General features: G+C 69.9%; 11 protein-coding genes. 3 read left to right on the forward strand and 8 right to left on the reverse strand.

The genetic code is table 11. From position 1 onward, the window contains the following. On the reverse strand, window positions 1-177 hold a 177-nt coding region (locus OXN85_01935), incomplete at its 3' end, for a thiamine pyrophosphate-binding protein (GenBank protein ID MCY3598719.1). 132 nt (window positions 178-309) lie between these two features. Here OXN85_01935 and OXN85_01940 point away from each other — a divergent pair. From OXN85_01940 to OXN85_01950, 3 genes are all read left to right on the forward strand, one after another. Then, a complete protein-coding gene (locus tag OXN85_01940) occupies window positions 310-1,743 on the forward strand; it encodes an alanine/glycine:cation symporter family protein (protein MCY3598720.1) in 1,434 nt (477 codons plus the stop codon). Window positions 1,744-1,807: 64 nt separating this feature from the next. Further along, a complete protein-coding gene (locus tag OXN85_01945) occupies window positions 1,808-2,524 on the forward strand; it encodes an ABC transporter ATP-binding protein (GenBank protein ID MCY3598721.1) in 717 nt (238 codons plus the stop codon). Then, a complete protein-coding gene (locus OXN85_01950) occupies window positions 2,521-3,387 on the forward strand; it encodes a hypothetical protein (protein MCY3598722.1) in 867 nt (288 codons plus the stop codon). Before OXN85_01945 ends, OXN85_01950 begins: the two co-directional genes overlap by 4 nt. A gap of 33 nt (window positions 3,388-3,420) precedes the next feature. Here the strand turns inward: OXN85_01950 and OXN85_01955 are convergent, their stop codons facing one another. The 7 genes from OXN85_01955 to OXN85_01985 form a co-directional block, all read right to left on the reverse strand. Then, entirely contained in the window at window positions 3,421-4,737 is a 1,317-nt protein-coding gene (locus OXN85_01955) for a choice-of-anchor B family protein (GenBank protein ID MCY3598723.1), read from the reverse strand. Beyond that, window positions 4,737-5,912 carry a 6-bladed beta-propeller gene (locus tag OXN85_01960; GenBank protein MCY3598724.1) on the reverse strand — a complete coding sequence of 392 codons (1,176 nt, stop codon included), beginning with the start codon at window positions 5,910-5,912 and terminating at the stop codon, window positions 4,737-4,739. The genes OXN85_01955 and OXN85_01960 overlap by 1 nt, the downstream gene beginning before the upstream one ends. Continuing rightward, a complete protein-coding gene (locus OXN85_01965; protein MCY3598725.1) occupies window positions 5,905-7,773 on the reverse strand; it encodes an ankyrin repeat domain-containing protein in 1,869 nt (622 codons plus the stop codon). Before OXN85_01965 ends, OXN85_01960 begins: the two co-directional genes overlap by 8 nt. Then, window positions 7,770-9,197 carry a DUF1552 domain-containing protein gene (locus tag OXN85_01970; protein ID MCY3598726.1) on the reverse strand — a complete coding sequence of 476 codons (1,428 nt, stop codon included), beginning with the start codon at window positions 9,195-9,197 and terminating at the stop codon, window positions 7,770-7,772. Before OXN85_01970 ends, OXN85_01965 begins: the two co-directional genes overlap by 4 nt. Beyond that, window positions 9,194-11,635 carry a DUF1592 domain-containing protein gene (locus OXN85_01975; protein ID MCY3598727.1) on the reverse strand — a complete coding sequence of 814 codons (2,442 nt, stop codon included), beginning with the start codon at window positions 11,633-11,635 and terminating at the stop codon, window positions 9,194-9,196. The genes OXN85_01970 and OXN85_01975 overlap by 4 nt, the downstream gene beginning before the upstream one ends. 156 nt (window positions 11,636-11,791) lie before the next feature. After that, window positions 11,792-12,760, reverse strand: coding sequence for a hypothetical protein (locus tag OXN85_01980; GenBank protein ID MCY3598728.1), 969 nt, complete (start codon window positions 12,758-12,760; stop codon window positions 11,792-11,794). Between the two features lie 165 nt (window positions 12,761-12,925). After that, on the reverse strand, window positions 12,926-13,909 hold the full coding sequence (locus tag OXN85_01985; GenBank protein ID MCY3598729.1) for a hypothetical protein: 984 nt from the start codon (window positions 13,907-13,909) through the stop codon (window positions 12,926-12,928). Between the last annotated feature and the right edge of the window lie 176 nt (window positions 13,910-14,085).

Here is a 14,085-nt window from a genome sequence, read left to right on the forward strand (position 1 = left end):
GGCCGCGTGCGCGGCCGCCTGTTCGTGCGCGACGGAGATGAAGCGGATGCCCGCATCCGGGAACAGGTCGAGGGCGTCCATGAACGCCGATCCCACCAGCCCGAATACCTCCGTCACGCCCTCCGCCACCAGCGTCTCCACCAGCGCTTCGGAGGGCGTCATCGTTCTCTTCGGCAAGTCCAGCCTCCCGTCTCCCGTTGCTCCGGCGTGGGCGCAGGCCACGCGGAGAATGTAGTATAGCCGGTCCCTGCGGCCGGCGTGGAGGGAGCGGCCACGGCTGACACCTCACTCTCGCTGAGGACGCCATTCATGGGTGTCGACGAGTTCGTCAACAGGGTCATGCGGCCGGTGGCGGACGCCGTATCGGAGTTCATCTTCTTTTCCGTGCCGGTCGGCGGGGCCGAGATGCCGCTGATCGTGGCGTGGCTCATCGCCGGGGGCGCGTTCTTCACCCTCTACCTCGGCTTCATCAACGTGCGGGGCTTCAGGCACGCGCTCGACCTGGTCCGGGGCCGCTACACGGATCCCTCGCAACCGGGCGAGGTGACGCCCTTCCAGGCGCTCGCGACCGCCGTGTCGGGCACGGTCGGCATCGGGAACATCGCGGGCGTGGCCGTGGCGATCTCGCTGGGCGGGCCCGGGGCCACGCTCTGGCTGATCATCGCCGGGCTGCTCGGCATGAGCACCAAGTTCGCCGAGTGCACGCTGGCGGTGAAGTACCGGCGCACCAACCCGGACGGCTCCGTCAGCGGCGGCCCGATGTACTACCTGCAGCACGGGCTGGAGCTGCGGAACCTGCCGGGGATCGGCCGCGGCCTGGGGATGTTCTACGCCGCCGCCATGGTCCTGGGTTGCCTCGGCATCGGCAACATGTTCCAGTCCAACCAGGCGGCCGCCATCCTGATCGAGGTGACGGGCGCCGAGGGCAGCTTCTTCAGCGACAAGGCCTGGCTGCTCGGCCTCCTCATGGCCGGCGCGGTGGCGCTGGTCACCGTCGGCGGCATCAGGAGCATCGCCCGCGTCACCTCCCGGCTGGTGCCCTTCATGGCGGTCCTCTACGTGCTGTCGGCGCTGGCCATCATCGGGCTGAACGCCGACCGGCTGCCCGGCGCCATCGTCCAGATCTGGGACGGGGCGTTCTCGGCGGACAGCATCGGCGGCGGCATGATCGGCGTGATGATCATCGGGTTCCGGCGGGCCGTGTTCTCGAACGAGGCGGGCCTCGGCTCCGCCGCCATCGCGCACTCGGCGGTGCAGACCGACGAACCGTGCACCGAGGGCTTCGTCGGCCTGCTCGAGCCGTTCATCGACACGGTGGTCATCTGCACGATGACGGCGCTCGTCATCATCACCACCGTCTACGATCCGTCGCTGGCCGACACCGGGATCACCGGCATCGAGATGACGAAGACCGCCTTCGAGAGCACGCTCTCGTGGTCGCCCGTGCCCCTTTCGGTGGCGGCCGTGCTGTTCGCCTTCTCCACCATGATTTCGTGGAGTTATTACGGCCTGAAGTCCCTCACCTACCTGACGGGCGAGAACCGAACCGTGGAAGCCGGCTTCAAGCTGTTCTTCTGCGGTTTCGTGGTCCTGGGCGCCAGCCTGCAACTGGGAGCGCTGATCGATCTCTCGGACGCCGTGATCTACGTGGTCGCGATTCCCAACCTGCTCGGCCTGTACCTGCTGGCCCCGGTCCTGAAGCGCGAGATGCACTCCTACCGCGAGCGACTCGGCCGCTACTGAGCACCGAGGAATGAGAAGAATGGGGGAAGAGAAGAATGGGGAGAATGAGAAGAATGAGGAGAACATGACCCTTGAAAACGGACCGGCGGAGTTGAGGGTTCGCGAGTTGGGGGTGGGGTATCGGCGGGGGCGGGCGGTGCTGGGGGGGCTGTCGCTCGATATCGTGCCGGGCGAGGTGCTCGCGGTGGTGGGGCCCAACGGGTCGGGGAAGACGACGCTCTTCCGCACGCTGCTGGGCGTGCTGGCCCCGATCGAGGGCGAGGCCACGGTGTCCGGCGCGGGGCCGGCGGACTACCGGCGGCGGCACGGGATCGGCTACCTGGCGGAAGACACGGTGCTCCCGCCGGGGTGGACGTGCGACGGCCTGCTCGCGCTCGCGGCCGCCGCGGCCGGTCCCGACGCCGACACCGAGCGCGCCTGCCGGCTGGCCGGGGTGGATTACGACACCGGCGGCCCCGCCGACGCGCTCTCCAAGGGAATGCGGCGCCGGCTGGCGCTCGCCATGGCCCTGATGCGGCCGACCGGATTGCTCTTCCTCGATGAGCCCGAGTCGGGACTGGACCCCGGGCAGCGCATCCGTCTCCGCCGGCGGATCGAGGAGATTCGCGGCCAGTCCACGATCCTCGTCGCCAGCCACGACCTCGGCGAACTGGCGATGATGAGCGACCGCGTGCTCCTGATCGACCGGAAACGCGGCCGCATCGTGCTGCCACCGGAAGGCGGGTTCACGCGCGAGTTCCTCGAGACGGAGTTCGTCGGACTGGAAGGGGCGGTGTCATGAACGGGACCATGAACATCATCAAGGCCTCCATGCTGAACGCGTTGCGCCGCCGGTGGAAGCTCGCGCTGGTCGTGTTCCTGTTCGGCGTCGGCCTGGTCATCTTCACGCACGCCTACGACATGACGGCCCTGGACAACGTGCGGATCATGGGGACGCCGTCCGACGTTGAAGGCGGCGAGCCGTCCCCGGAGCAGGTGGAAGCCATGGCGCGCCGAGCGGGCATGTTCGTCCTCTTCGCTCTGTTGATGAGCGCCTTCGCCCTCGGCACGATGCTCCTCGCCTTCCTGATGCCGGGCGGGATGGTCGCGAACGAGCAACGGAGCGGCGCGATCATGCTGTGGGCGCAGCATCCGATGCCGCTGCGTTCCTTCTACCTGCGGCGATATGCCGGCGTACAGATCGCCACCGTCGCCGCTCTCGCGATCTTCGGCCTGACGGGCGCCGTCGCGGCACTGCCGCCCGGGGGCGGGTCCCCCACGGGAGTGGGAGGGGTGGTGAACCTCTGCCTCACCGGCGTGCTCGCATGCGCGATCAGCTTCGCGTTCACCGCGCTCGGCATCCGCCGGGCCGCACTCTTCGGGATGCTGTACTTCGTGCTCTCGGGGACTGTGGAGGGGGTGGAGGTGACCAGCTCTGAGGTGGGCAGGGCTTCAGAGACCTGGACGGCGGGGGAGTCGACCGGGGGCGTGCTGCCGTTCGTCCTCTTTCCCGGTGGAGTCATCGACGATCTCGTCGCGGGGTTCGGGTCCGGGGTGGCTTGGGACTGGGGGGCGACGGGGCTGGTCCTCTATCACTTCGCCCTGTGGACCGGCATCGCGTGGCTCGGGCTGCTCAGGATCGAGAAGCGGCCGCTGAAGCTGTGACGCGGCGGCTGGGACGCAGCTGCCGCGGCGCAGCTACTGCTGCAGGCGGAGGACGAAGAGGCCCTCGTCCCAGCTCGACGCGATGAAGATGCCGCTCTCGAACCAGGGGTAGGTCGACCAGGAGCCGTCGAAGTTCGTTTCGTTGTGCCCGGGCACGGTGTCGAAATACCCAGCCTCGCGCGGGTTCGCGGGGTCCGAGATGTCGAGGATGCGCACGCCGAACGCGTAGTTGGAGTGATAGATCAGGCCGGCGTGCACGTAGAGGTTGTGGTCGATCGCCTCGGTCGGACCCAGGTGCTCCTTCACGAGAACCGGATCGTCGAGGTCGGCGAGGTCCCACACGAGCAGGCGCGTCCGCGAGACCCGGTTGTTCCTCTCGTCGTTTTCGTCGTTCTGATAGAAGTACCGCTGGTCTTCGCTCAGCCACCCCTGGTGGATGTAGTCGCTGTCGGCGTAGGACGCGGTCGACAGCGTCACCGGGTTCGCCTTGTCCGTCACGTCGGACACGACGATCACGGTCTCGTTCGAACCGATGCAGATCTCGCGGCCCGCGTGCTCCGCGTCCGGCCCCCGGTACACGACGCACTGGACGTCGTGCGTGTAGCCGCTGCCGCGGAACCCGGTCCCTTCCGCGGCATGGCAACCCGCGAACGTCGGGCTCTTCGGGTCCGAGAGGTCGATCATGTGCAGGCCGCCCCCGCAGGTCTCGCCGCCGGAGTTGCTGCCGACGGCGTAGGCGAAGCCCGTCTCCTCGTTGATCGCGATGTTGTGGACCGCGCTCACGTCCCGGTAGCGCGCGTCCGCCCCCAACTCCGTGAACTCGGTGAGTCCGCGAAGCCGGGTGAGATCGAGAACCTGCATCCCGTGGCCGGTGATGTTGTCCGCGACGACGTACGCGTGATCCTCGTACACCTTCATGTCGCGCCAGCCGCTGTGCGAGGTCGCCGAGGGCATGAAGGCGATGGGGCGCGGTTCGGTCGGGGTCGAGAGATCGACGATGGCGAGCCCGTCGTGGCGGCCCACCAGCGCGTACTCCACGCCCGTCTGCGGGTCGGTCCACCCCCAGATGTCGTTCACGGCCCATTGGTTCGCCGATCCCGCCGGCGTCCGTCCCGGGCTCAGGTCCGGCACGGATACGTGCGCCGCGAGATCCACGCGGTCGCACGGGAACCCGGCGGCCGAGCCGCCCTCGCAGGGCACGATCTGTGCCGCGACGGGAGGTGGAGGCGGCGGTTCGGGCGGGGCGACCGGCGGCGGCTCGGGCGGCTCCGGGTCCGGCGGACCGGTCGGGGGGTCCACGCACGCGACCGCCGCCATCGCCATGAGGGCGAGGGCGGGGCTGCTGCGCATCACGGGGTCAACAGGAGTCGCGGCCCGAGGAGTCTGCCCGGGTCCGCGTCCGGCTTCGGGGTGAACTTGTTGATCCAGCCGCCGCTGTAGGACGCGATATACAGGTTACCGTCCTCGTCCATGTCCATCTGGTGCGGGAGCGAGAGCCCGCCGGGCCAGGTCCCCCGCCCGATGGCGCCGGCTGCTCCGTAGGCGCCCCAGTAGTCCTGCAGGACGCCGTCCCGGTCGTACCTCAGGATGCGGTTCAGGCTCGCGTCCAGGACCCAGACGGCGCCGTTCTCGTCGAGCCAGATGTTCACGGGATCGAAGATGTTCGGCCACTCCTCGATGAACTCGCCGTCGTGCGTGAACAACTGGAGGCGCTCGTTCTGGCGGTCCGCGACGTAGACCCGGTCCTCATCCACCGCGAGGCCGTGCAGGAGATCGAATTCTCCGGGTCCGGTGCCGAGGGCGCCCCACTGCATGATGAACTCTCCGTCTTCGGAATACTTGATGATCCGTGAGTTCCAGTACCCGTCGGCGAGCAGGAAGCTCCCGTCCGGGAGGAACGCCAGCTTCGACGGCCAGCCGTAGGTGTACGGTCCCCAGTCGGATCGGGCGCGGGCGGCTTCGCGCGTCTTCGGGTGGTCGCGCTCGCCGAGGCGCATGGCGATCTCGCTGCCGTCGTTCGTGAACTTGACGATCTGCATGTGCCCTGCCCCGCCGCCGCTGTCGACCACCCACACGTGGCGGTCGGGGTCGTAGGGGTTGATGTACACCTGGTGCGGGAGGGTGAAGAGCGAGTCCCACTGGGCCCACTGCTCCACGATCTCGCCGTTCCCGTTCGCGACGACGATGTAGTTCGTGCGGCGCAACCGATCCTCGCGGGGGTCCGACCGGTCGGCGGGCCAGTCGCCGCGCGTGACGACGATGATGCGGTCCTCGTGGTCCACGGCGACGCCGGCCACCTGTCCCCAGCCCCACTCGTCGTCATGGTCGGGCGCGCCTTTCCACCAGCCGGCCACGGGATCGTAGGGGCCCGTGCGGTCGTCGCCGCCCTTGACGACGGCGCCGTTCGCCGTGTTCGCGGCCCGGCCCTCGCCGCCGCACGCCCAGGAGGCGGCCGCGACGGCCGCCATGACCCAGATCGCAAACAGGTGCCCTGGCGGGCGCCGCCTCGTTCGCTCGTCAGCCACGTCTTTTCTCCTCGGTGGTGGTCCGCGCCGGGGCCCAGGGGTCGTCGATGCCGGCGCCGGGGCACGAATCGCCGGTGTCCAGGAAGTGCGTGTGGAGGCACTCGAGCGTCGCGCCGAGACTCGTCAGCAGGTCGACCGTCTCCGGGAACGGGACGCGGGTGAAGAACCCGGCCCGGCCGCCGCGCGCCATGTCCGCCGTGGACTGTCCGAGGCGGGTGATCGCCGTGACGTCTCCGCCCCGCGAGACGAGGTATTCGATGAGTTCGTTGTCGCCGCGCGAGGCGGCGTAGTGCATCGGCGTGTAGAGCCACGAGTCGCGCTGGTTTACGTCCGCGCCGAGTTCCTCGATCAGGTACTTCACGACGGGGATGAACTGGTCGGGCCGGTTGCGGACGCTGAACGCGCCCAGGCCCAGGTACCCACCCCCCGCGGCGGCGTGGATCGGCCACGCGTTGGGCGCGCCCTCGGGGATCCAGGGCAGCGCGGAGTCCTCCTGCTGCCGACCGTCCTGCTGCCGGCGCTCGCGCATCCCGACCTCAGGCCAGCGCGTGGGGATGTGGGGATCGGCGCCGTGCGCGACGAGCAGCTTCATCGCCTCGAGGTCCTGGGCGAAGGCCGCGCGCCAGAACGGCGTCGCCCCCGTGAGGTCGATGCCCATCTTCGTGAGGCCGTATTCCCAGTACCACAGGTGCGTGTTCAGGCGCGGGTTGGGATCGGCTCCGGCCTCGAGCAGCGCGCGGAGCACGTCCATGTGCCCAGCGTCCTGCAGGTCCTGCGCGCGCGGCTGCGGGTAGTTGGACTTCGGCGCCCACTGGGTCTGGAGGACGGCGAAGAGGGGCGTGGCCCCGTCGGTCGAGGCGGCGAGATCCGGGTCGGCCCCGCGCTCGATGAGGACGAGCGCCAGGTCGAACTGCCCGTTGAGCGCCGCCATGAGGAGCGGACTCGTGGCGTCCGCGCTCGCCTGGTCGATGTCCGCGCCGCTGTCGAGAAGGACCGTGGCCGCTTCGACGTGGCCCTCGCGGGCCGCGTGCAGCAGCGCGGTCATGCCGCCGGTCCGGCCGACGAGCACCTCGCGGTACGGGGGACGGATGAGGTCGGGACCGCCCGGATAGTCGGGCCCCGTGCGGCCCAGCGAATGGGCGCTGACGTCGCCGACATCGAAGCCGGAGCGGAGGAACTCGCGCTGGGCGCGGATCGCCGCCTGCACCCGGGCCGGGGCGGGCTCGCCCGGCCACTCGGCTTCGGGGTCCACCTCGGGCCCGTACGGGCCGAGCGTTTCCCGCGGGGCGCCGATCATGTCGCGCATGCGGCGGTTGGCCTCCCGGTCCAGCGCCAGACTGGGCAGGACGTCGACCACGGCGGTCGTGAGGCCGGGGTCGGCGCCGGCCTTGAGCAGCGCGGCGACGGCGGCCGGGCGGTTCGCGGCGGCGGCGAACATCAGGGGGGTTTGCCCCGCCGAGCCCTCCCGGGCGTTCGGATCGGCGCCGTGGTCGAGCAGCGCGGCCACGGCTGGGCGGCCGTCCACGGCGGCGGCGGCGAGGTGCAGCGCGGTCACGCCGCTGTTCGTCGTTGCGGCGTTCGGGTCGGCCCCGGCCTCGAGCAGGAGCGCGACGACGGGCCCGTGCCCTCCGCGGGCGGCCAGGTGGAGCGGCGCATAGCGGCCGATCCGCGTCCCGGCGTCGACCGCCGCGCCCGCATCGATCAGCGCCCGGGCCACGGCCGCGTCGCCGCGCTCGGCGGCGAAGTGCAGCGCGGTCATCCCATCGCCCCGCGCTGCGTTCACGTCCGCCCCCTCCTGCGCGACCGAACCCCCCGGAAGGAGGGCCGAAATCAGGAGCGCCGCCGCAATCCCGTTTCTCATCGCGCGCCGCTCCCGCCCGAGGCCGCCTCGCCCGTGAATTCAAGCGGGAGCGCCCCGTCGCTGTCGCCGAAGGAGGCCATCTCCGGGTGTCCGATCTTCCGCATGAGGCTCACGAAGGCGTTCGCCATCGGCGTCCCGTCCGGGGCCCGCAGGTGCAGACCACCCTCGAGCGCGCCGTTCGCCCCGCCCATGAGCAGCAGCGGCGCGCGCCGGTGGTTGTGCAGGTTCCCGTCCGCCATCGGCGACCCCCACACGATCGCCGTCTTGTCGAGCAGCGACGCCTCGCCCTCCATCGTGTCCCGCATCTTCTCCAGGAAGTACGCCACCTGCCCCAGCCGGTACGCGTTGATCCTGTTGAAGTCCATGATGTCCTCGGCGACGTTCCCGTGGTGCGAGGCCCCGTGGACGGACTTCGTCGTCCCGCTCTCCGGGAAGGTCCGGTTGGACTGGTCGAAGCCGGTCTTGAAGGTGATGACGCGCGTCAGATCGGTCTGCAGCGCGAGCAGTTGCAGGTCGAACATGAGCTGCATGTGCTCCTCGAAGGAGTCCGGCACCCCGGAGGGCGCCTCCGGCATCTCCCGTTCCTCGCCGCTCGTGTTGCGCGCCTCGACGAGCTGGATCCGCCGTTCGATCTCGCGGATGTGCTCGACGTATTCGTCCAGCGCGACCCGGTCCGCCGCGCCCAGGCTCCTCCTGAGCCGGGCGACCTCGGTCGCGATCCAGTCGATCATGCTGCGGTCCGTGCGGCGCCGCGCCGCGCGGTCCTCGGCCGAGTCCCCGGCGCCGAACAGCCGCTCGAACACCACGCGCGGCTCCCGGATCGCCGGCAGCGGCTGGTTCGGCGACGCCCATGCGAGCGACGTCGTGTACGCGCAGTGGTAGTTGTAGGCGCAGCCCCCGCCGCGATCGATCCCCTCGATGCAGAGTTCGAGCGAAGGAAGCACGCTCTCCCGCCCGAAGCGCTGCGCGTGCAACTGGTCGAGCGAGGTGCCGAGGAAGATGTCCGACCCCTGCGTCTGCTTCGGATGCGCCTGGGTGAGGAACACCGCCGTCGAGCGGTCGTGGTCGCCGCCGATCTCCTCCGCCCGGAACGCCTCCGCCGACCGGCAGTCCGTGTTGCTCACGATCGTCATGTGCTCGCGGAAAGCCTCCAGCGGCCGGAGCTGGCTGTCCGCCACCAGCTCGAAGTCGCGCCCCGTCGCCGCCGGCGCGAACAGGTGCCGCTCGTCGCCCCAGTCGCTCGAACCCGCCACCCCCATCGACTCCTCGATGCAGACGAGGCGCGTGAACTCCGCCGCCTTCATCGGGTCGGCCCACAGCCGCCCCGCGGGGACCATCGCGTCGAGCAGGGGCAGCGCGACGCTGGCGCCGGCGCCCCGCAGGAACGTGCGGCGCGAGAGGTGTGTCCCTGTGATGAAATTCATGATCCCTCCACTTCTTCCACCGCGGGCGCCGGACGCGCCAGCCGGAAGGCATCGCTGTTCACGACGCCGAGGATGAACGAGGACATGCGGTAGTCGTTGGCTTCCGCTTCGCGCGCGATGGCCCGGATCCCGGGCTGGTCGAAGTACTCCGCGCGGCGCCCGACCGCGTACGCGAGCAGGTGCGCCGTGAAGTTCCGGACGAGCGGGACCGGCCGCTTCATGAGGAGGTCGACAAGCTCCGCCGGCGTGCTCACGTCGGACCCGTCGTAGAAGGTCCCCCGCGTGTCGAGCGCGACCCCGTTCTCGCGCACCCGCACCCGCCCCGTCACGTCGTAGTTGTCGAGCGCGAGCCCGATCGGATCCATGAACCGGTGGCAGGCGCGACACGTCGGGTTGGCCGCGTGCATCTCCAGGCGTTCGCGCGTCGTCAGCAGCCGCCCTTCCCGGGCGGAGTCCGTGTCGTCGAAGGCGGGGATGTTGGGCGGCGGGGGCGGCGGGGGCGTGCCCATGAGCACTTCCATCACCCACTTCCCGCGCAGCACCGGCGACGTGCGCGCGGACATCGACGTGAGCAGCAGCACGCTCCCGTGCCCCAGCACCCCGCGCCGGCTGTCGTCCGGATAGCTCACCCGCCGGAACCCGGGTCCCGAGACCCCCGGAATCCCGTAGTGCCCGGCGAGGCGCTCGTTCAGGAAGGTGTAGTCGGCCGTGAACAGCTCGAGCAGGCTCCGGTCCTCGCGCACGAGGTGATCGAAGAAGAGTTGCGTCTCGCGGACCAGATCCTCGCGAAGCTGGCCCGTGAAGTCCGGGTAGAGATAGGGCTCGGGCTGGTTGTCCTCCGCGTCCTGGAGCCTGAGCCACTGCGAGGCGAAGCGCGTCGAGAGCGCCTCCGCCCGCGGGTCCGCCAGCATCCGCCGCACCTGCGCTTCGAGGACCGCCGGCTCCGACAGCCGTCCCTCCGCCGCCAGCGTCAGCAGTTCGTCATCCGGGCTCGCCGCCCAGAGGAAGAAGGAGAGGCGCGACGCGAGGTCCACGTCCGCGATCCGGTAGCTCTCGCCGGGGGCGGCCTCGGGCGGCGCCTGCTCGAGACGGAAGATGAAGGACGGGCTGGCGAGGATCGCCTGCAGCGCGGTCCGGACCCCGATCTCGAACCCCTCGTCGGCCGCCGCGTCATCGTAGAAGGCCATGGGCCCCGCGAGATCGTCCTCCGTCACCGGCCGCCGGTACGCCGCCCGCGCAAGCCGGGTCACGATCGACGCCGCGCACGCCCGAGCCCCATCAGATGCCTCGGCCGCCGCGCCCTCCGCCTCGCTCCGTCCCGGATGGCAGTGGAACACCTTGCGGCGGCTCGCCGTCTCGGAGAGTCCCGAACTGCGCCGGGGACCCGTGATCATCAGCTCGCTCAGGTGGGGGAGCGCCGTGATCCCGTAGTTCGCCCACGCCTGCGAATCCTCGCCTCCGACGAAGGACCAGCCCGGCGTCTTCAGGCGGTCCTCGTACGGCCCCTCGATCGTGCGCACGAACGCCGCCGCGACCCGGCGCTGGCCCGCCGACACGAAGATGGGCTCCGTGCGGATCGGCACCGTCGAGCGCCCGCCGTGCTCGAGGCCGAGCAGGGCGACCCCTTCCCCGTCAATCGAGATGTCGACGTCCTGGAAGCCGGTCCCCTGCCCGAAGAGGGTCTCGAGCGAGACCACGTACTCCCCGTCCACCGGGAAGTCGTGGGTCACGACCATCCCGCCGCGCGTCCCGTACGGCGCGCCCTCGATGCGGTCCCAGGCGTGCTGCGAGACGTCGATCGGGTTCGTGTACTTGGCGGTCTTCGAGAGGGCGGCCGGGTTGCCGACCGCGATCCGGCTCACCTCCGTGGCGGCCCTCAGGTAGGCCTCGAGCAGCGTGGTCGAGAGACCCTGCGCGTCCGCCATGTTGTCGAAGGCGCCGAGGTAGGTGTCCGCCGGCAGCCAGCGGCTGGCGTCGATCTCGAGGTCGAGGAGGTCGCGGATCACGCGCTCGTATTCGGCCCGGTTCAGCCGCTGGAAGCGCCGGGAGCCGGGGTTCCGGTCCCTGGCGGCGTCGCGGTCGACGACGGTCTCCAGCGTTTCGACGAGGGCGAGGAGCGTGTCCGGCGGCGGCCGGCGCTGGCCCGGAGGCGGCATCATCCCGGCGCGCAGCTTGCGGATCATCTTCTCCGCCGTGGGCGCCCGCTCGTGCGCCGCCTCTACGACGAACTCCTCCAGCGTGAGGTTTCCGCGGAGCAGGCGCCCGTTGTGACAGCGGACGCAGTAGCGCTGGACCACATCGGTCAGGTCCGCCGTGTCGGCGAGGGCAGCGAGGTCAAGCTCGGCGAGGGGCGCGGAGCCGGATGCACCGTCCCCCGAGGGCTGCCCCATGAGGGCGAACCACAACCACAGAACCGCACCCGCACTCAGTGTCTTCACGCGCCCGTCCTTCGAGAACGACGGATGACGTCTCTTCGCAACCGTTGAAGTTAGGAAACGTCATCTCCGCGGGCCACGCCCTTCCCCCCTGAACGCCTCGTTTTCCGGGAGCCGCCGCAAACCGCCCCACAAGGCACGATGGTCCCGTAGCCCGGCCTAGCGCCTCCACTGGCGGGCCGAAGGAAGACCTCGGGAGACCAGCGCCTCGAGGTCGGCGGCGTCCGGGAAGATGGAGGCGAGCGAGGCCGGGTCCGCCGCGGCTCCGGCGAGCGCGCCGCGGCCCTCCTGGCCGCCGTCGAGGCTCGTTAGGTCGCGCACGATCGCGCGGACCTGGCCCGTTCGGGGGTCGCGGAGGATGGCCGCCGGGGGATGGCCCGCACCGCTCAGCGTCGCCGTACCTCCGGGACCGACCAGCGCGACGGTCGCCAACCGATCCGCCCACGCCGGCGACGCGGGAAGGGCGAAGACGAATCCGGACTCCCCGTCCCCGTCCGCCATCTCCTGCATGTCGAAGTTCAGCGAGAACAATGTCTCGCCCTCGGCGCTCATCCCGGTGAGGGTGTACGGCCCCCCGGCGCGTGGAAGCGTCGGCGGGGCGTCGACGACGAAGGCCGGCTCCAGCATCGGCACGCCCTCGGCGTCGGCGCGGCCCCACAGCAGGAGGGTCCGCGCGACGTTGGCCTGTGCCGCCGCCGCGTCGCCCTCCCCCTCCACCCGGAGGCGGTGATCGAACGCCTTCGTGAAGCTGAAATCGCTGATCCACTTCGGTCCGCAGTAGGACATCAGGTCGGATGTTTCGGGAGCGACGAGTGAACTGTCGTAGCGGTTGAATCCCCACACTCCGATCGTTCCGTCTCTGGTCGGGAAAGCGGGATCCGGGCCTCCGGCACCTCCGCAGGGGGCGTGGTCGAGGCTCATGTTGTGTCCGAGTTCATGCGCGATCGTAATGGTGCGGACACGCGAGAAGCTGACCTGCCCGCCGATCATCGCCAGGCCGGCATACCCCACTTCGGACACGAGATACCGGGGGATCCCGCCCATGTAGTAGCCCGTTCCACCCTCCAATACGCGAATCGCCTCGATCTCCGAGAGCAATTCACCGCCCGTTCGCGCCGAGGTGTACACGACCTCGTGCAGTGCGACGGTGAGGTCGCCGACGGGCAGCCACTGTCGAGCCCCCCGGAACAGCGTATCGGCTGCCGTCAGGCCCGTGACGCGGCTCAGAAACTCGCCGGACTCCCGAGACGCGCGGACGATTGGCAGATACGTGAGGTGCAGAGGCGGTACCGCTCACACATCGATGGCCTGCCGGCCCGTGGCCGGGATCCGCTTCGCGGTTCCAGGGTCGGGCCCGAGCGTGTCCTCCGGGTCCACTTCCACCACGAGTTCCAGCCCCGGTCGAACGACTTCGGCCGGGATCGCGACATTCGCCGACGCATCGAGTCGACCTTCTTCCACGCGGGACGGCACCGTACCTGCCGACCCCGGAATGTCCACCGTGTGGATCTCGGCATCCTCCTGGTAGAGGCGCGCGCGCACAGGCGGAAAGAACCCGGCCGTCTCTCCGTCGAGAGCGGTGAGGAACACGCGAAGCAGGGCCGGGCGGCCCGCCACCAGCGGAACCGGGAACTCGAACGACTGCACGGCTTGTGTGAGATACATGGGCGCTGCGTCGTCCTCGCAGCGGGGTATGCGCGGGGCTCGCAGCGTGCGGAGCCAGGCCCGAAAGTCCGGATCCGCGGGAGCGCACAGCGCCGTGCCGCCGGCGTTGAGCGTCGTGAGCTGCGCGAGATCCTTGAGGCCCACCGGGAGCAGGCCCGACAGCTGCGGGTTGCCGTTCACCGCCAGTTCCCGCAGCCAGCCGAGACCGGTCAGCTCCTCCGGCACCGGGCCCGACAGATCGTTCTGCGAGAGGGAGAGGCGTCGGAGGAACCTCAGGTTGCCCAGGCTCGCGGGGATGGGGCCACTCAGAGCGTTTCGCTCCAGCCCCAGTTCGCTGAGCCGCCGGAGATCTCCGAGTTCGACGGGGATCGGGCCCTCCAGGTCGTTGGACCACAGCTCCAGGCTCCGGAGTTGTGAGAGCTCGCCCATCTCCGGTGGAATCGGACCCGTCAGCGCGTTGTGGGCCAGGTCCAACTCGCTGAGATACGAGAGGCGACCGATCTCCGGCGGGATCGGACCCGTCAGATCGTTGCCGGTGAGGTACAACTCCATGAGCCGGGAAAGGCGGCCGATCTCGGGCGGGATCGGGCCCGTCAGATCGTTGCCGCTCAACCACAATCGGCTGAGCGCCTCAAGGTCGCCGAGTTCGGGCGGAACCTCGTTTCGCGGACCATATAGCATCGTAAATGCATAATTCACAACAGTTTACATAAATGATACATCGGGCAGTGTATCACTCTGAATATGCAGAAATGAACGGGAACACGTTCCACCTCACTGGAAGTCTC

Source organism: Candidatus Palauibacter australiensis (assembly GCA_026705295.1).
Classification (GTDB): domain Bacteria; phylum Gemmatimonadota; class Gemmatimonadetes; order Palauibacterales; family Palauibacteraceae; genus Palauibacter; species Palauibacter australiensis.